Raw genomic sequence first — 18410 nt, forward strand, 5'->3', positions numbered from 1 at the left:
TTGCTTGGACAAGTTGATGACCAAAATCCGCGTTTGTCGAACGGCATCTATCCCCGACCCACTCAGAATTAGCCGCTATCAAAAGATACCCGAGCTGGGGCCGAGAATTTTGTTCTTCAGTGGTGGTACCGCATTAACGGGGCTATCACGAGAGTTGAAAAAATTCACCCATAACTCCATTCATTTTGTCAGCCCTTTCGATTCAGGCGGTAGCTCAGCTAAGCTAAGACATGCCTTCGATATGCCTGCTATTGGTGATTTACGCAGTCGCTTAATGGCCTTAGCTGATGAGACGGTGTTAGGGCATCCTGAAATCTATCGACTGTTCAGTTACCGTTTCTCAGTCACTGAGAATCAAGAGCGGCTTAAGCGACGACTACAGAATATGGTGAATGGCAAAGATGATTTAATCAATGACATTGCCAACCCTATGCGTAAGTTGATTTGTAACCATCTGGGTTATTTTTATCAGTCCATGCCCAAGGACTTTGATCTTCGTGGCGCCAGTATTGGTAATTTAATCTTGGCTGGTGGCTATCTGAATAATCATAAAGATTTGGAACCCATCGTTTTTTTATTCTCAAAATTGGTGCATGTATTAGGTACAGTGAGAACCATCACCAATGATGATTACCACCTCTCTGTCGAGCTAGAGAATGGAGAAATTATTCATGGACAACATTTAATTACAGGCAAGGAAGTCGCCCCTATTTTATCTCCCATCAAGCACATTCACTTGAGCGAAACGTTAAATGGTAGTCGTCCCACCGAGACAAAGTTACGTAAACGAAACCGTGGTTTATTTGAAGATGCAGATTTAATCTGTTACCCACCAGGCAGCTTTTATACCAGTCTGCTGGCCAACTTACTGCCGACCGGTGTGGGCAAAGCCATCGCTAACAATGGGTGCCCCAAAGTGTTCGTACCTAACCTCAATAGCGATCCAGAACAGCTTGGCATGACGTTACAAGACTCACTCATGACCATCATCAAATATATTCAAGAAGATATCATTGATGATGCTCCAGCCAACACTGTATTGAATTATTTAATGGTGGATACCAAAAATGGACAATATCCTGGCGGGATTCCAACAGACTTATTGCAAGAGCTCAATATTGAACTCATCGACGTTAAGCTAATCGATAAACGTCATGATAAAACATATGATAATAAACGCTTAGTTTCTGCTTTACTGTCGCTTACCTAAATTATGCAGTCATTTTATTGAGCACGGATATCAAATTTCATGATGACCACATCCTGCTCGGCCTGCTCTTGCTTCACCATGCCAGCATGTAATTGAGCCTCACTGAGTTTGGCCTGTTCTTGCAGATAAAGCATGACGGCCTGCTGTCTGGCTTTGGCCAGATTATTCAGATCTGCCTCGGAAATCACTTTGTTTGCGACTAAACGGGATTTTAGTTTGCTGTTATAGGCCAGCAAATCTACAGACGGCTCTTCATCATCGGCTGCCGTATTGTCGGCCATTACCTCCAGCTTCACTGCTGTTAGGTCAGGACTTAAAGCTTGTTCTGTATATAAACGCTCTAATACCGTTTGGCGACGGACTAATAATTGTTGGTCCGTGTCAGTCTGCTCTAAACCGGCTTTGATATCCTGCTCCACCGCTTTAAGTTGCAATTGTTGCCGATCCAGCTTCTCGGCATAAGGCGCCGGAATGTCTAAAATTAATTGTGGACGTTGGACCAACGCTTCAGACAGTTTCAGCAAGGCTTCTTTTTGAGGTGGCGTGAGATCAGCTCGTCCCGCCTTAAACTGAATATTATCGACTGGCTGCTCATCACCTCCTATCAGGTTGGCCAGGAAGCGGAATGGTGACGTCACAATATTACGAATCGCATTAAAAATCGCGTTGCGAATAGCCGGTCCCATTTCAAACTGAGGATTATTGACATCGCCTGTCACCGGAATGCTTAAATCAATCACCCCTTCACTATTTTTTAATAAGGCCACGGCCAGATCCAGAGGTAAATCTACTGCTTCTGGTGATTCCACTCGCTCTCCCAGCTTGATATCACGTATCACCAGGCTGTTAGATGCATTTAAATTTCCATTTTGGATTTCATAATTCAGTTTGACATCAGCACGACCATCGGCAATTTTTCTACCTGCAAATTTGATGGTGTATGGGCTCATGGCTGGCAGATCCAGATTGCTGAATGACATGGCCACATTACTTTCTTCGGTAATATTGAACGGTGCCAGACTGCCTTCAATTTCGACCATACCAAACTCTTGTACCTGTCCTTCCAGATTCAATTCAACGGCCTGATCAGACTCGGTAGAAAAACCACTAATCTGACCATCTAATGATCGCATTTCAGTATCAAACACAATTGGCAGGCTTTCATCGGTGAATCGTGAACTAGCCTTGTTTATGATCACCTCACCAATAGATACTTTGTATGGCTCAGCATTATTTTCAGTAGCTGTGGCTGTGCTAGCGCTCGGTTGTTCTTTTAACAGCTGACGCAAATTGGTCACGCCATCTTTATTGATAAAGATACGACTGTACAGTTGATTGACTTCAATATCAGAAATAGCTAACTCTTTATTTTTGAGGGAGAAATCAATGGTATTGATGGATAAGGCATCCAGGCTGAACAGTTTTTCCTTCAGATTCTGATTATCTATCTGCAACGATGATAACGCTAAGTCGCCATTAACCAAGAAGGCATCATCAGCGTTACTTTTCAGCGAAGCATTAGCTGATAACTGTCCATTTTCCAGCGTCACCATGGCATATTCATTGATGTATGGCTGTAATGGCGTCAGTGATAATTGGTCGATCTTACTCGCTGCTGTTACCGCCAGTTCAGGGAAAAGTTGTAGCTCGCCTGTAGTAGACAATGTACCGCCTGAACTCACCTTAATATTGGCGTTAAAAGGCATGATTTGCTTATCTGCAAGACTGAGGTTATTCAGGCTGGCAGTGAGATTCAATGTCATATTAGACGGCAATTGCGGTTGTTTATCTTCAATAAACAGATCAATATTATTCAGTCCGACTTCTGAGATAGCTAACTGTATGGCTGGCGTATCGTTAGTTTCTTGCGCGTCATCTGCCTCTGATTTGGGTAGGGCATCCAGTAATTGCTGCCAGTTAATCACGCCCTGTTCGTTCATGATCGTGACCAGTTTCGCCTCATTGACTGATACTTTATCAATGCTTAATTGATTGTCAGGATAACGATAACGGCCCTTTTCTAGCTGCAGCTGACCATCGGCAATTAAGGCTTTATCCAAGCCTGGTTGTGCCACATTGAGGTCAAAGAGTTGGATAGCCGTCTTATTGATATCAACGCTAGGTTGCTGACCACTCATATCCACATCATAGTCCAGACTGATATTGACGACACCTTGCTTTAATTCAACCGGTAACTGCGCTTTAAAATAGCGGTACGGCGTCTGTAGATTAAATTGGTTCAGTTTGAGCTGACCGGCTACAGTCAGTGGTGATAATGAAAAAGTGCCCGCCACTGATAGATTCGCCTTGTCTTCCAGCTCCATATTCAATGTGGTTTTCGCGGTTTCATCAGCTTGAGTAGAAAATTGATTCAGCTGAAAATTGATAGGCGATATAACAGTTTTAAATGGCTCAGCAGGGACTTTATCCAGGTAATGTATTTCGCCGCCCTCAAAACTTAGTGTGTTTAAAACGACATGAAAGAGTGGCTCATCGGCATCTGAAGTGGTGGAATCCGCGGTGACAGGTTCTGACTCTTCTTTTTCAGGTGCTGTTTCCTGCCATGTATTCGCCAGACGTGTTAGGGTATTTTCTGCCTCGGAATAACGCTGAAAATGCAGATCAGCCGCGTTAATATCTACTGTAGGAATACTGATATCACCTTTGATTAATTGGCTTGGATCGACATTCACATATACCGAATCCCAAGCCAGAATAGGCTGGTTTTCTCTGGTTTGAATAGCCAGACCAGCGATGTTTAACTCAAAGGTAAAAGGGTTGAATTGGATATCCTGTACTTGTGTTTGCAGCTGTAAGCGCTGGTCCAGAGTGCTTTTTAGTTGTCTTTCTGCCAGCCAGGGCAAGAAATAAAACCCGGCCAGCATGTAAATAACGACCAGAGTTAGCAGGCCGATAATGAAACGACGATGACGAAAAAGAAAAGTCTTAGCTGATGGCATGCAATTCATTCATTGTGATGATGGAATCATTAGATAGTACACAATTAACTTTATCGTACCAATGTGTGTACTGGTGAGTTAGGCTTGCTGAAGACGCTCACGCGTGTCTGCCGCGCCCATCGCATCCGCCAACATTAACGCCGTTTTGCCGTCATCCGTCCTGGCCTCTATATCAGCACCATGCGCCAGCAGGCAATCGACTACCGCCAGTTGATTGAACATGGCTGCAAACATCAGTGCTGTTTTACCATCTGGCGTTGTCGCATTGACATTGGCACCATGCTGAATCAACAAATCGGCAATATCTTTATAACCTTTAAATGCCACTCCAGCTAAAGGGGTTTGTTGACGATCATTGGCCAGTTCAGGGTCGGCACCATGTTCCAGCAATAACTTTGTCATCTCATAATGGCCATTATAGCTGGCCAGCATCAACAGGCTATCGCCATTGCCCGTGCGAATATCCACTGGCAAGCCCATTTCCAGTGATTTTTTTAACTCTTCCGCTTTACCGTCACGCACTAACTGAAAGACTAATTGAGCTAGCTCGTAGGTTTTCTCATCCATTTCTGGGTTGGCGTCATTTTCTGTCATTACAGTATCCTTTAACTCTGTTGTTAGCTATCCACTCCACCCTTACATACCTTTGTATACAGGGCCACTGCCGCCTTCTGGTGGCACCCAGACAATATTCTGAGTCGGGTCTTTGATATCACAGGTTTTACAGTGTATGCAGTTCTGAGCATTTATCTGCAACGACGGTTCCCCTGCCTGCTCAATAATTTCATAGACTCCGGCCGGACAATAACGTTGTTCTGGTGCATCATAGTTCTTCAGGTTGATGGTGACGGGCACGGCCTTGTCTTTTAATTGCAAATGACCAGGTTGGTTATCATCATGCACGATATTGCTCAAATCGATCGAAGACAAGCGATCAAAAGTCAGCTCACCATCTGGTTTAGGGTAGTCAATTTTCTTAACTTGGTTTTTCGATTTGAGACTTTTATGGTCGGCCTGCTGATGCTGCAATGTCCAGGGTAACTTGATATGTAAGGCACTCAGCCACAATTCAATACCCGCTAAGGCGCCACCTGTCATGTTGCCAAAACGTGACAGCAAGGGTTTAAAGTTACGCACTTTTTCTAACTCTTTCCAAACCCATGAAGCATTTAATTTAATGGGATATTCCATAAGTAAACGCTTACTATCATTTGTCGATTCAGTAAAATAGTCGTAAGCCGCTTCTGCGGCTAACATGCCTGATTTGATCGCATTATGGCTGCCTTTAATTTTGGGCACATTGACCATGCCCGCGCTGCAACCAATAAATGCACCACCAGGGAAAATCAGATCCGGCAAAGATTGCAAACCTCCTTCGCTAATGGCTCTGGCACCATAACTAAGACGTTTGCCGCCTTGTAACATTGCTCGTATCTCGTGGTGCGTTTTGAAACGTTGAAACTCATCAAAAGGTGATAGATACGGATTGCTGTAATCCAGATGCACCACCATCCCGATAGACACTAATTGTTCACCATAGTGATAGACAAAAGCACCGCCCCCCGTATCGTCAGATAAGGGCCAGCCAAAACTATGACTGACATAACCTGGCTGATGCTGTTGCTCAGGGATACGCCAGATTTCTTTGATGCCCAAGCCAAACTTGGCTGGACGGTCTGCATCACGTAGATTGAAATGCGACTCTAACTGACGTGCCAGAGAACCTCTGGCCCCTTCTGCAATTAGGGTAAAAGGCGCCTGAATTTCAATTCCTGCCACAAATTGTGCTGTCGGCTCACCATCGGCATCTCTACCCATATCCCCAGTAATAACCCCAATCAGATCACCCTGTTCGTTATATAAAGCTTCCTGAGCTGAAAAGCCAGCATAGATTTCAACGCCCAGCTCTTCAGCCTGACCGCCCAGCCATGAGCATAACTCACCCAAACTCCCAATATAGTTACCACTATTTTTCATCAAAGGCGGCATTAACCAATGTGGAATCGTCCACGCTTTATCGCTGGTCATAAACTGGAACTTATCTTCACTCACGGCGGTTTTTAGTGGTGCGCCTTTTTGTTTCCAGTCGGGTATCAGCTCGTTTAACGCGATCGGATCGATCACAGCACCAGAAATAATCTGTGCCCCAACTTCAGCGGCTTTTTCTAACACACAGACACTGAGATCCTTTCCGGCCTCATTAGCTAATTGTTTAAAACGAATAGCGGCGCCCAACCCCGCTGGCCCAGCACCAATAATTAACAAGTCATAATTCATTACGTCACGTTGCATGATTTATTCCTTAATAATTCGAGTGAGATTAACCTCGTCACTGCGCGAAACATCAGCAGTAATCGATTGACATAACGCTAAAAACTCACGCATGCCGGTGGTCTGATATTTCTGCTTATGCCACAGAAAATAGAAATACCGACCTAGATCCAAAGCAGGTGCATTGACCGGCACCAAGCTACCGCGACGAAAGGCATCTTTTAATGCCAGTCGGGAAATGCAACCGATACCCAGACCTGATTCGATTGTACGTTTTACCGCTTCGGTGTGTTCAAGTTCGAGGCGAATATTGAGTTGTGAATGATAATTGTGAAAAGCACGATCAAACGTTTCACGTGTACCAGAACCTTTTTCTCTGAGAATCCAAGGCTCTGCTAATAACTGTTGCATAGTGACCTTTTTCTTGTTTGCCAGAGGATGATCAGGTGCACAGAACACCACTAACTCATCGGCAATCCAGGTTTCCACTTCAATATCCGGGTGATGACATCCCCTTCAATCAAACCAATATCAAGCTCATGGTTCGCAATTTGTTCAATGATGGTTTTTGTATTGTGAACCTGCAACTCAATGCGGCTATCAGCATGTTCATGTAAAAACTCGGCCACCAGCAAGGTCGCCAAATAGTTACCAATGGTCAGCGTGGCACCGATTTTCATCAGACCATATCCGGCATGACCTTCCATGAGATTATGAATTTCCTGCGCACGATCTAGTAACTCAACAGCATGCGGTAACAATTGCTGACCTGCCTGATTAATCCGCAGGGATTTACCCACACGATCAAACAATTGCACATTGTATTGCTTCTCAAATTCTGCCAGTGCGGTACTGGCTGCAGATTGAGATAGAAACAAGGCTTGAGCGGCTTTAGACACACTGCCTGTTCGGCTGACAGCAACAAAAATTTCGAGTTGTCTTAGACTGAATTTCATGTTTTTACATATCTATTTATTAGATAGATAATATCTAAATTATCAATTTAACAAATATTGTACGCCACTATAAAATGCTCAGCAAACCTTAAGAGGAAATGTAATGAAAATTTTAGTCGCGATAAAACGTGTAGTGGATTACAACATCAAAGTCGGTATCAAAGGCGATGGTTCCAATGTGGATATCGACGGCGTGAAAATGAGTGCCAACCCGTTCGATGAAAATGCGATTGAGCAAGCCATTCGTTTGAAAGAACAAGGTAAGGCCGATGAAGTTGTTGCCGTGTCCATTGGCTCATCAGCCAATCAGGATGTATTAAGACATGCGCTGGCTATGGGTGTGGATCGGGCACTTCTGGTCGAACACGAAACAGAAGTACAGTCGCTGGAGGTCGCCAAACTCTTACAAGCCGTCGCTGATAAAGAGCAACCGGATCTGATACTTCTCGGTAAACAAGCGGTGGATGATGATGCTGGTCAGGCAGGGCAAATGCTGGCTGCCTTGTTGGATTATCCACAAGGTACTTTTGCTTCGGAGCTGGATATTGAAAATGGTGAAGCTATCGTTACCCGTGAAATAGACGGTGGTACCGAAACCGTGGCATTGCAATTACCTGCGGTAGTCACTGCTGACTTACGCTTAAACGATCCACGGTTCGTCAAACTACCGAATCTGATGCAGGCGAGAAAGAAGCCGATCGAAAACCTGTCGGCTTCAGAGCTGGTCACTGACTTAACGCCCAGATTGTCATTAATCAATGTCGCCGAACCACCTCAACGTAAAGCTGGCATTAAAGTCGACAGTGTTGATGCTTTATTGCAGCAATTACGTACAAAAGAAGGAATTGCACTATGAGCACATTAGTATTAGCCGAACACAATGGACAACAACTGCATAACGAAGTCCGTCACGCTGTCTCCGCTGCTCAACATTGGGGACAGCCTGTTCATCTGTTAGTTGTGGGTTATCAGTCTGAGCAGATTGCCAAACAAGCCGCGACTGTAGATGGAGTGACTGAGGTATTACATGCCAATGCCCCGCAGTTTGAGCATCCGCTTGCTGAAGATGTGAGTAAGCTGATTGATACTTTGGTGACAGATTATGAGGTCGTGATGGCTGCACATACCTCATTCAGCCGGAATGTGTTGCCACGTGTAGCCGCTGTGGCCGGTGTCGCCATGATCTCGGACGTATTAGCCATTCATCCTGACAACCGCTATGTGCGGGCTATCTATGCCGGTAACGTTCACACCACCGTACAAAGCCGTGATGCAAAGCAAATCCTGACGGTGCGTGGCAGTAAATTTACTGCGGCTGAGTTAAATGGTCAGGCTGAAATAACTGCAGTCTCAGTCCCTGAACCTTTCACCAAAACACGCTGGATCAGTGAGTCTCGAATTGAGTCCGATCGTCCTGCGCTTAACTCGGCCAAAGTCGTGGTGTCGGGTGGTCGCTCATTAGGTAGTGCAGAGAAGTTTGATGCCTTACTTAATCCCTTAGCTGAAAAACTCGGTGCTGCACTCGGTGCGACCAGAGCGGCTGTGGATGCAGGCTATGCGCCAAATGAAATCCAGGTCGGTCAAACAGGTGTCACGGTAGCACCTGAACTGTATTTTGCGGTTGGCGTGTCTGGTGCGGTGCAACATACCGCCGGCATGAAAGACAGCCGTATTGTTGTCGCCATCAATCAAGATCCCGATGCGCCGATTTTTCAGGTAGCCGACTATGGTCTGGTGGCCGATCTGTTTGATGCCGTGCCTAGTTTAACCAACGCCCTTTCATAAAAAAGAGATAACGATGAGTACATTTGCAAGCGAGCGCGTTTTAAGCGTGCACCACTGGGATGACAATCTGTTCAGCTTCAAAACTACCCGTGATCCGGGCCTGCGTTTTGAAAATGGTCAGTTTGTGATGATTGGCCTTGAAGTCGACAATAAACCGTTGCTTCGTGCATACAGTATTGCTAGCCCGAATTATGATGAAAATCTGGAGTTTTTCAGCATCAAAGTTCCTAACGGGCCACTCACTTCACGCCTGCAACATTTACAGGTTGGTGATGAGATATTAGTCAGCAGAAAACCGACGGGTACCTTGGTCGTGCATGATCTAAAGCCGGGCAAAAACCTGTACCTCTTCTCAACAGGTACCGGGCTCGCACCTTTTCTCAGTGTGATTCAGGATATCGAAGCCTATGATCGCTTTGAGAAAATCATTCTTATTCATGGGGTGCGTTATGTCAGTGAATTGGCTTATGCCGATTTCATTGAAAAAGACTTGCCTGACAATGAATTCTTTGGTGATCTGGTCAAAGAAAAGTTAATTTATTATCCCACCGTCACTCGCGAACCTTTCCGAAATCAGGGACGACTGACGGATCTGATTACCAGTGGCAAATTATTTGAGGATATTGGTCTACCTCCCCTTGATCCTGAGCATGATCGAGCCATGATCTGTGGCAGTCCACAAATGCTGAATGACACCGCAGCGTTATTAGATGAGCGAGGGTTTGTGGTTTCTCCTCGCATCGGTGTACCCGGCGACTATGTGATTGAACGTGCTTTTGTGGAGAAATAAGGCTTTATTGAATAAAGACCTCATCACCAACACGAATAACGCCAGCTTCAGCAATAGCGCCATAGACTCCCAGGTTTTGGTCAGCTTGCTTCACAATCGTACGAAGCATTTTTTTATCTGATGGGATATGGCGCTGTTGTCGGGTAATGGCGCCACATCGTGGCGTGGTGCCACAACATTGCACTGTCGTCTGACCAATCTGAATCGTTTTATCTAACCAGGCTTGCTCAATCAAACCTTCCATACCTGGAACCGTTTCAATGACAATATTTGGACGGAAGCGCTCTACTGCCCAGTCAGAGTCAGGTTTAAGCTGTTTCATATAATCCAGTGTGGCGGTCGTCAGCATATGAAAAGGCGTAACTAAGAAAAAGGTACCTGGCAGTGATACATACTCCTGAGCCTGCTCGGGCAGGTTATCCAAATCCGGTAAGGCTTCACCAGGCTCTCGATCAAATGTGGCTTTTAGCTCTTCCAACCAAGTGTGATCGTCTTGTTTATATCGTTTGTAGAAATCCTGCTCTTCAATAGGCTTAAGCGGCTGTAATGTGGAATCAAACCCGGTTAGCAAAGTCAGTAACTGATTGACCTGTGGCTCATCACTGCCAATCACGGCGCCATCAGGAAAAGTGATATCAACCTGATCATCTGGTCCGGTCGCATCTCCACGTCGGCACTTTGCATTGCAGCGTAATAATTCAGGCCGAAATTTACAGCTTTGGATTTCCTGTCGCTGAGTATCTTGTAATGCCCAGATACGATCGCCAGTTAAACCATTTTCACCTAGATAACATTGTTCAAGCTGTTCCCCTGCCATCCCTTTGACTGGATAACGCCAGATTTGTTTGATTGAGCCAACCTTGAGCATAAAACCACCTTATGTCCGTGATGCGATAACTGGTGCTAAGCTTAAGATTGTGTGTCCGGTCTGTATATCCGGCATTTTACGTAGATAATTTTCTTCGGGCATAAAAAAAGCCCCAACGAGTGGGGCTTTTTTGCTCTCGATTTGAGAAACTATTATCTGTTGCAGATGTACATAGTTACTTCGAAACCGAAACGCATGTCTGAATATTCTGGTTTAGTCCACATGATAATCACCTCGCTTTGTGTTTGTTAGTACGGTTCCTATGTTACGAGTCCGTGGCAAATGACAATAGCGTATTTTTCTTTTGATTACTCAGGATTTTCCTGAGTAATGATAAATTGATTATCCGTCAGTTTGGCAGGAGTAAAGAAGCGAGGCTCAAGAAAATCAGAAAGCCCAGTGTATCGGTCATTCCTGTAGTGATAATACTACTGCCCAATACCGGATCCTGTTTCAGCTTCTTTAGAATCAACGGAATACTTACGCCGATTAAGGCCGCTAACACCATCGTGCCAGACATGGCTAGCATCATTACAAAGGCCAAGCCCAGATTCTGATACAAAAATAGCGTTAGCAATCCCGTTAAACTTCCCCATATCAGCCCATTCACCGCAGCCACGGAAAACTCTTTTATATAGAGCCGTCGAAGATTATTGGCGTCGAGTTGTTTTAATGCCAGCCCACGAATCACCAGCGCCACCACTTGATTGCCCGTGTTGCCGCCAATATTAGCGGTGATGGGTAACAAGGCAGCTAGTGCCACCATACTGCTAATCGTGGTCTGGAACTGATCAATCACGCGAGAAGCAATCAATACAATCACCAGATTCAGTGCAATCCACGGCCAGCGATTTTTAGCTGACTTCATCATCGGATCAAATAAATTTTCTTCTTTCGATAAGCCTGCCTGAGCGAGAAACTGGCGCTGCGACTGTTCTTCCAGTAGATCCATTAGCGAGCTGACACGTAATACCCCAACCAGTTTCTGATGTGCATTCACCACCGGTGCTACCAATAATTCATAGCGCTCAAAATCACGTGCCGCTTCATCGGCAGAGTCGGTAGTATGAAAGATATGGGCTTGCTTCAACATGCAATCGGCTACCCGTAAATCACCTCGCTTGATTAATAAATCAGAGACGAGCAGCAGTCCCTGAAATAAACCCACCGAATTGATCACCATGATAAAACCGGACTCATCCGGTAACTTCCCTTTCTGACGTAACTCACGTAACACTTGATCTAAGGTTTGATTCTCAAGTACCACAGCAAAATCATATTCCATCCAGGCACCAACGCTTTCTTCAGGAAAGAGTAAGGTGGACTGTACATTTTCACGCTGCTGCTGTGGTAATGAGGATAAGACGCTATCACCGATCTCATCTGGTAACTCTTGCATCAGATCCGCAATTTCATCAGTATCGAGATGCGATGCCGCCCGAATCAAATCGGTTGGTTGTAATTCTGCTAATAAGGTTTGTCGTAAACTATCAGAAAGCTCCAGCAGCACCGCCCCCATATGCTCACTTTGCAGCAGTTGCCAAATAAACGAGCGCTGTACCGGCGGTAATTGCTCAAGCAGATTTGCTATGTCATATGGATGTAAGCGGTTTAACAGCTGCTGAATTTCACCTTGATACTGCTTGACGGTTAACAGCTCGACTAATGCCTGCTTATCCTTATTCTCCTGACGTATTGTCAGGGTTTCCACTAGCTCCTGGCGATTAAGCAAATCATAAATTAAGTGAAATATATGCTCTGTTTGCTTCAGTTGTTGCACGCAAAACGCCTCATCATATTTAGTGCCGACCTTTTAGTATGCGTCAGAGATATTTCAATCTGATGATGGCTGAAATGCACTTACCCTTTAGCGGGAAAACTTTCCAGTATTTCAATAAATTATTCTTAAAAAGAGTCAGATGCAGTAAGATCACCGATTGCTTTATTAGACGTTGCCTTACATTGTGAACTCAAACCGCCCTAAGCTATTCAGCGCATTGCTCAGACGAATTAACCACTGTTTCCGTTCTGCCAAAGACGCATCCGCAGTGACGATTAGAACGACTGTTCAGTTACCCATTATTCTTAATGATGGCAGTGAGGCCATGGCAGAAATGTATAGCTTTTCGGGTTTTGTGGATGGCAAAGAACACTTTGCTTTGAAGCTTGGTAGACCCGATCCCACACATCCACTTGTGCGCATCCATTCGGAGTGTGTTACCGGTGATGCGCTGGGTTCAGCACGCTGTGATTGCGGACCGCAATTACAGGAGGCATTAAGTTTATTCAATAAAGAAGGTGGCTATTTACTGTATCTGCGTCAGGAGGGCCGCGGCATTGGTTTGTATGAAAAACTGGATGCCTATCGTTTGCAGGAACAGGGACATGACACCTTTACCGCTAATCTAGAACTTGGTCATAACGTCGATGAACGGGATTATCAAGCAGCGGCTGATATTCTGAATGCACTCAAGCTGAATCAGATTATGCTAATGACTAACAATCCGGACAAACGTCAGCAACTGGAAAAGGCCGGTATTCAGGTTCATGGCACACGGCCTACCGGGGTATTTGCAAACCGCCATAACCATGGTTATCTGACAACTAAAATCCACCGGGGCAATCATCAGATTAGTATTGACGAGCTGCTAAGGAAGCCCTAGACAACATCCAACGATTGAAAATATTGATGAATCTCTTTCAAGTTTGTTTGGATATACTCTAAAAAAGCCTGAGTAACAGGGGTTGCATGTTTACCCTGAGGCGATACCAGACACCAACTGCGTCGCAGTGGAAAACCTTTAATTACCGGACTGACCAACTGGCCCAGCCGCAGCTCAGATAACACACTCAACCTCGGCAAAACAGCGACACCTAACCCAGCTAGAACAGCATGCTTTAGTGCATCATTAGAACCAAACTGCATGGTGACATTCAGCGATAAACGTTGTTGCTGACAATGCTGCTCTAAAGCCAGTCGATTACCAGATCCAGATTCACGACTGAGCAATTGTGCATCAAGAAATTGCTGCGGATGGATATGTGTTTTTGTGGCAAGTGGATGGTGTACCGGCACCACGGGTATCAATTCATTATCCAGAAAGGGTAAGGACGATAAGGAACGATCATTAGGTACCAAGCCCATGATCACCAAATCTTCTTTATTGTCATTCAAACGCTCAATGGCCTGCGTACGGTTCACAATATTCAGGTTTACATTGACCGATGGATACTGCTGTAAAAACCCTCTTAATACATGCGGCACCGCATACTGGGCTGAACTGACCGCACACAGATTTAACTCACCTGAAAGCTTTCCCTCCAGTCGATGTAAATCACTCTGCAAACTGGCGACTTGCTCAAATATGGCATCAATATGTTCAGCTACCCGTTCACCTGCTCGCGTGCAATAAAGCTTTCTACCGACATATTCGAATAACGGCTGCCCCAGCGCTGACTCCAGTTTTTTGATTTGAGAACTGACGGCGGGCTGAGTCAGCCCCAAACTTTCTGCCCCTTTTCCATAACCTTGCTGTTGATAGACAGCTCGAAACACTTGCATTTGACGAAAAGACAGTCGACTAATTAATTGCTGTAAAGTCAATGACATAAAAATTAAAAAACCTTATACATAAGTAATTACTTATCACTAATCAAAATTATATCAATTTTTCATTATGTATGATTTCCTCTAGCCTATTTCCTAGATTCAATCTGGAGTAGCTCATGTTGAAAAAAGTGTTAATCGCCAATCGTGGTGAAATTGCTGTGCGCATTGTTCGCGCATGTGCAGAAATGGGCATTCGTTCAGTCGCTATTTATACCGAACCCGATCGTTATGCATTACACGTCAAACGTGCTGACGAATCCTATTCACTTGGTGATGATCCACTCGCTGGCTATCTTGATCCTTTACGTATTGTGAACTTAGCGATAGAAACCGGTTGCGATGCTATCCATCCTGGCTATGGTTTCTTATCTGAAAATGCCGAATTTGCCCGCCTGTGTGAAAAACACAACATCACTTTCGTTGGTCCCAAATCCAGCGTTATTGAAAAAATGGGCGATAAAACAGCTGCTAGAGACAGTATGCGCGATGCTGGTGTACCCATTACACCGGGCTCTGACGGCAACTTAGCGGACTTAGATGAAGCGTTAGCGTTGGCTGAAGAAGTGGGTTATCCAGTCATGATCAAAGCCACCTCTGGTGGTGGTGGTCGTGGTATCCGTCGTTGTGATAGTGCCGACGAATTGCGTCAACAGTATCCACGCGTTATTTCTGAAGCGACAAAGGCATTCGGTTCTGCTGAAGTTTTCCTTGAGAAATGTATTGTTGACCCTCGTCATATTGAAGTACAAATCCTCGCTGATAGCGAAGGCAATGTCGTGCATTTGTATGAACGGGATTGTTCTATTCAGCGCCGTAATCAAAAACTGATTGAAATTGCACCAAGCCCACAACTGACACCTGAGCAGCGTGATTATGTCGGTGGCCTGGCTGTCAAAGCGGCTCAAGCAGTGAATTATGAAAATGCGGGTACCGTCGAATTTTTGCTCACCGGTAATGAAGTGTATTTCATGGAGATGAATACCCGGGTTCAGGTAGAGCACACCATTACCGAACAAATTACCGGTATTGATATTGTCCGTGAACAATTACGTATCGCATCTGGCTTGCCGTTAAGCTACCGCCAGCAAGACATTGCCTATCGCGGCTATGCTTTACAGTTTCGGATTAATGCTGAAGACCCGAAAAATGATTTCCTGCCTAGCTTCGGTCGAATCACCCACTACTACGCACCGGGCGGCCCTGGTGTCAGAGTGGATACTGCTATCTACACGGGTTATGAAATCCCACCGTATTTTGACTCCATGTGTCTGAAACTGGTGGTGTGGGCACTGGATTGGGAAGATGCCATCAGCCGTGGTCAACGCGCTCTGGATGATATGCGTTTGCATGGCATTAAAACCACTGAGAACTACTACAAACAAATTCTCAATCATCCTGATTTCCGATCTGGTCATTTCGACACAAGTTTTGTGCCTAACCATCCGGAATTACTTAACTATTCGAATAAACGACGTCCCAGCGCAGTGGCGCTGGCTTTGGCCACTGCAATTGCAGCCCATGCAGGCTGGTAAGCCTTAAACACTGCTGGAGATTTTATGAAAAAAATTGAAGTTACTGATGTCATTCTGCGTGATGCTCACCAATCACTTATCGCCACTCGTATGCGCACTGACGATATGCTGCCTATCTGTGACAAGCTCGATCAGGTCGGTTATTGGTCACTGGAAGTCTGGGGCGGTGCCACATTTGATGCCTGTGTTCGCTACCTAAAAGAAGATCCTTGGGAAAGACTCAGACAATTAAAACAAGCCTTACCCAATACCCGTTTACAAATGTTATTACGTGGCCAAAACCTGTTGGGTTACCGCCATTATGCTGACGATGTGGTCAGTGCTTTTGTCGAGCGTGCGGCTGAAAACGGTATTGATGTATTTCGTATTTTTGATGCGCTGAACGACCTGCGTAATCTGGAAACCGCCATGAAAGCGGTCAAAAAAGCCGGTAAACATGCTCAAGGTACGATTAGCTACACCACCAGCCCGGTTCATACTCCTGAATTGTTTGTAAAACAGGCCAAAGATCTACAAAACATGGGCGCAGACTCGATTGCCATTAAAGATATGGCTGGTCTATTGGCGCCTTATCCGACCTACGATTTAGTGAAAGCCATTAAATCAGAAGTCGACTTACCTTTAGTTATTCATTCTCACGCGACTTCTGGTCTGGCAGCACAATGTCAGTTAAAAGCCATTGAAGCGGGTGTGGATCGTATTGATACCGCCATTTCTTCATTTGCCAGCGGTACCAGCCACCCAGCGACTGAATCTCAAGTTGCTGCATTGCGTAATACAGACTGGGATACTGGCCTTGATTTGAACCTGTTATCCGAAATTGCCGACTATTTCCGTGACGTTCGCAAAAAATACCACCAGTTTGAAAGCGAATTTACGGGCGAAGATGTGTCTGTCCAAATCAATCAGGTTCCGGGCGGCATGATGTCAAATCTGGCCAACCAATTAAAAGAACAAAACGCACTGGATAGAATTCGCGATGTGTTTGCTGAAATTCCACGCGTTCGTGAAGATCTGGGTTTTCCACCATTGGTGACACCCACATCACAAATTGTGGGTACTCAGGCGGTATATAACGTCTTAGCCGGTGAACGTTATAAAACCATCACTAATGAAGTGAAACGTTATCTTCAGGGTGGCTACGGTCAGCCACCCGCACCTGTTAATGCACAATTGCAGAAAAAAGCCATTGGTAACGAAGAAGTGATCGACTCTCGTCCTGCTGATGCGCTGGCACCAGAGCTGGATAAACTCAGAGCCGATATTGGCGAACTAGCGACATCAGAAGAAGATGTACTGACTTTTGCCATGTTCCCGGATCTCGGTCGTGAATTCTTACAACAACGTGCTGAAGGCACATTGAAACCTGAGCCATTATTACCTGTTAGTGAAGCTCATAATGATAAAGAAAGCATTGCTACCGAGTTTAAAGTGGATGTCCATGGTGAAAGCTATGACATTGCCATCACCGGTGTAGGTGATGTTGGCGGTGGTAAACGTAAGTTCTACATATCTATCGATGGCATGCCAGAAGAAGTCACTTTCGAAGCGTTAAATGAGTATGTAAATGATGGCGGTAATACCGGTGGCCGTAAGAAAGCCACCGATCCGGGTCATGTCACAGCACCGCTGCCTGGCAATGTGGTTGAAGTTCTGGTGAAAGAAGGCGACAAAGTGGAAGCAGGTCAGGCCCTGTTAGTCATGGAAGCCATGAAAATGGAAACCGAACTACTGGCTAATATCGCTGGAACGGTTAAAGCATTACACGTGAAGAAAGCCGACCGTGTGACACCAGGTGAAACCTTAATCGAGATCGTCGAATAAGCTTACCAATAAAGCCCATTATAGTAACGCCATGATGGGCGTAAGCCTGGCCCGTAATACGGGCCATAGGCGAACGGGTCATAATAATAAGGATGACTCCGCCAATAAGGATCACGCGAATAGTCCGCTTGCGTCCAGCGGTACAATTCAGAAGAGATCACAACCGGTAAGCTCATTGATTTCTTATCGATTGTGACGGTCTCTTTCTTCTCAACCGTGCCGGCAACAGTGATTAATGTACCGGCTTTATAGATGTAAGGATCGATAAAACTTTCAGAATGAATTAAAAATCGTCCTTGGCTGACACCATCACTATCCGGTCTTCCAAAACTATTCAGTGGAAACTGTACAACATGAATCGTTGAGCCATTATCATCATTTTCCACTTTAACGACTTGTCCCCCCAACGTATCACTTCACCTTTGTGCTGTTCAGCTTCAACAGCGACCTGACTTAACTGCCAGTCAGGGCTTGGGGCTTCTTTAATCGCCATTGGCAAATTACTACATGCGCTCAGCAGTAACATTAATAGAGGAAATAAAGCACGCATTGCTTGTACCTTCATTTGTTCAATAGCTGTGTGACCAGAGCGGTATTCTGTTAG

At 45.2% G+C, this 18410-nt stretch carries 14 protein-coding genes and 2 pseudogenes; 7 read left to right on the forward strand and 9 right to left on the reverse strand.

The features are described from left to right. Window positions 1-16 precede the first annotated feature (16 nt). Window positions 17-1210: a GAK system CofD-like protein gene (locus QUE24_RS06880; RefSeq protein ID WP_286305867.1), complete on the forward strand. Its 1194-nt coding sequence runs from the start codon at window positions 17-19 to the stop codon at window positions 1208-1210. 14 nt (window positions 1211-1224) lie between these two features. Here the strand turns inward: QUE24_RS06880 and QUE24_RS06885 are convergent, their stop codons facing one another. The 4 genes and pseudogenes from QUE24_RS06885 to QUE24_RS15795 form a co-directional block, all read right to left on the reverse strand. Then, window positions 1225-4170 carry a DUF748 domain-containing protein gene (locus QUE24_RS06885; RefSeq protein WP_286305868.1) on the reverse strand — a complete coding sequence of 982 codons (2946 nt, stop codon included), beginning with the start codon at window positions 4168-4170 and terminating at the stop codon, window positions 1225-1227. 78 nt (window positions 4171-4248) lie between these two features. Next, a complete protein-coding gene (locus QUE24_RS06890; RefSeq protein WP_286305869.1) occupies window positions 4249-4764 on the reverse strand; it encodes an ankyrin repeat domain-containing protein in 516 nt (171 codons plus the stop codon). A 42-nt stretch (window positions 4765-4806) separates the two neighbouring features. Continuing rightward, complete coding sequence (locus QUE24_RS06895) at window positions 4807-6462, reverse strand: electron transfer flavoprotein-ubiquinone oxidoreductase (RefSeq protein ID WP_286305870.1); 1656 nt, start codon at window positions 6460-6462, stop codon at window positions 4807-4809. Between the two features lie 3 nt (window positions 6463-6465). Then, a pseudogene (locus QUE24_RS15795) lies at window positions 6466-7397 on the reverse strand (LysR family transcriptional regulator). Between the two features lie 103 nt (window positions 7398-7500). On the opposite strand from QUE24_RS15795, the gene QUE24_RS06910 reads away from it, so the two are divergent. From QUE24_RS06910 to QUE24_RS06920, 3 genes are read left to right on the forward strand one after another with little or no spacing between them, the layout of a single operon-like run. Next, window positions 7501-8253, forward strand: a complete 753-nt coding sequence (locus QUE24_RS06910; RefSeq protein ID WP_286305873.1) for an electron transfer flavoprotein subunit beta/FixA family protein — start codon at window positions 7501-7503, stop codon at window positions 8251-8253. Beyond that, window positions 8250-9182, forward strand: coding sequence for an electron transfer flavoprotein subunit alpha/FixB family protein (locus QUE24_RS06915; RefSeq protein WP_286305874.1), 933 nt, complete (start codon window positions 8250-8252; stop codon window positions 9180-9182). Before QUE24_RS06910 ends, QUE24_RS06915 begins: the two co-directional genes overlap by 4 nt. A gap of 13 nt (window positions 9183-9195) precedes the next feature. Then, entirely contained in the window at window positions 9196-9972 is a 777-nt protein-coding gene (locus QUE24_RS06920) for a ferredoxin--NADP reductase (protein ID WP_286305875.1), read from the forward strand. A gap of 4 nt (window positions 9973-9976) precedes the next feature. On the opposite strand, the gene QUE24_RS06925 is transcribed toward QUE24_RS06920, so the two are convergent. The 3 genes from QUE24_RS06925 to mgtE all read right to left on the reverse strand — a co-directional run bounded on the left by QUE24_RS06925 (window position 9977) and on the right by mgtE (window position 12620). Further along, a complete protein-coding gene (locus tag QUE24_RS06925; RefSeq protein WP_286305876.1) occupies window positions 9977-10840 on the reverse strand; it encodes an MOSC domain-containing protein in 864 nt (287 codons plus the stop codon). 152 nt (window positions 10841-10992) lie between these two features. Further along, window positions 10993-11064 (reverse strand): pyrroloquinoline quinone precursor peptide PqqA, encoded by a 72-nt coding sequence (pqqA, locus tag QUE24_RS06930; protein WP_081443609.1) that lies wholly within the window; start codon window positions 11062-11064, stop codon window positions 10993-10995. A 125-nt stretch (window positions 11065-11189) separates the two neighbouring features. After that, window positions 11190-12620, reverse strand: a complete 1431-nt coding sequence (gene mgtE / locus QUE24_RS06935; protein ID WP_286305877.1) for a magnesium transporter — start codon at window positions 12618-12620, stop codon at window positions 11190-11192. A 184-nt stretch (window positions 12621-12804) separates the two neighbouring features. Between mgtE and QUE24_RS06940 the strand changes: the two genes are divergently transcribed. Then, window positions 12805-13503: a GTP cyclohydrolase II gene (locus tag QUE24_RS06940; protein WP_286305878.1), complete on the forward strand. Its 699-nt coding sequence runs from the start codon at window positions 12805-12807 to the stop codon at window positions 13501-13503. On the opposite strand, the gene QUE24_RS06945 is transcribed toward QUE24_RS06940, so the two are convergent. Beyond that, a complete protein-coding gene (locus QUE24_RS06945; protein ID WP_286305879.1) occupies window positions 13500-14450 on the reverse strand; it encodes a LysR family transcriptional regulator in 951 nt (316 codons plus the stop codon). The two genes, QUE24_RS06940 and QUE24_RS06945, sit on opposite strands and share 4 nt — an antisense overlap. A 116-nt stretch (window positions 14451-14566) precedes the next feature. Between QUE24_RS06945 and QUE24_RS06950 the strand changes: the two genes are divergently transcribed. Together QUE24_RS06950 and oadA are read left to right on the forward strand one after the other, a co-directional pair. Further along, window positions 14567-15982, forward strand: coding sequence for an acetyl-CoA carboxylase biotin carboxylase subunit (locus QUE24_RS06950; RefSeq protein WP_286305880.1), 1416 nt, complete (start codon window positions 14567-14569; stop codon window positions 15980-15982). A gap of 24 nt (window positions 15983-16006) precedes the next feature. Then, window positions 16007-17806: a sodium-extruding oxaloacetate decarboxylase subunit alpha gene (gene oadA / locus QUE24_RS06955; RefSeq protein ID WP_286305881.1), complete on the forward strand. Its 1800-nt coding sequence runs from the start codon at window positions 16007-16009 to the stop codon at window positions 17804-17806. Window positions 17807-17808: 2 nt separating this feature from the next. On the opposite strand, the pseudogene QUE24_RS06960 reads toward oadA, so the two are convergent. Continuing rightward, window positions 17809-18371: pseudogene (locus QUE24_RS06960) on the reverse strand (Slp family lipoprotein). Window positions 18372-18410: the final 39 nt, after the last annotated feature.

It is taken from the genome of Methylophaga marina (genome assembly GCF_030296755.1).
GTDB classification, from domain to species: Bacteria; Pseudomonadota; Gammaproteobacteria; order Nitrosococcales; family Methylophagaceae; genus Methylophaga; species Methylophaga marina.

Excerpts from the sequence above, each read along its gene's own strand:
- QUE24_RS06885 (WP_286305868.1), bottom strand. The coding sequence starts at position 4,170 with ATGCCATCAGCTAAGACTTTTCTTTTTCGTCATCGTCGTTTCATTATC.
- oadA (WP_286305881.1), top strand. The coding sequence starts at position 16,007 with ATGAAAAAAATTGAAGTTACTGATGTCATTCTGCGTGATGCTCACCAA.
- QUE24_RS06950 (WP_286305880.1), top strand. The coding sequence starts at position 14,567 with ATGTTGAAAAAAGTGTTAATCGCCAATCGTGGTGAAATTGCTGTGCGC.
- QUE24_RS06925 (WP_286305876.1), bottom strand. The coding sequence starts at position 10,840 with ATGCTCAAGGTTGGCTCAATCAAACAAATCTGGCGTTATCCAGTCAAA.
- QUE24_RS06890 (WP_286305869.1), bottom strand. The coding sequence starts at position 4,764 with ATGACAGAAAATGACGCCAACCCAGAAATGGATGAGAAAACCTACGAG.
- QUE24_RS06895 (WP_286305870.1), bottom strand. The coding sequence starts at position 6,462 with ATGCAACGTGACGTAATGAATTATGACTTGTTAATTATTGGTGCTGGG.
- QUE24_RS06920 (WP_286305875.1), top strand. The coding sequence starts at position 9,196 with ATGAGTACATTTGCAAGCGAGCGCGTTTTAAGCGTGCACCACTGGGAT.
- QUE24_RS06915 (WP_286305874.1), top strand. The coding sequence starts at position 8,250 with ATGAGCACATTAGTATTAGCCGAACACAATGGACAACAACTGCATAAC.
- QUE24_RS06880 (WP_286305867.1), top strand. The coding sequence starts at position 17 with ATGACCAAAATCCGCGTTTGTCGAACGGCATCTATCCCCGACCCACTC.
- QUE24_RS06910 (WP_286305873.1), top strand. The coding sequence starts at position 7,501 with ATGAAAATTTTAGTCGCGATAAAACGTGTAGTGGATTACAACATCAAA.
- QUE24_RS06945 (WP_286305879.1), bottom strand. The coding sequence starts at position 14,450 with ATGTCATTGACTTTACAGCAATTAATTAGTCGACTGTCTTTTCGTCAA.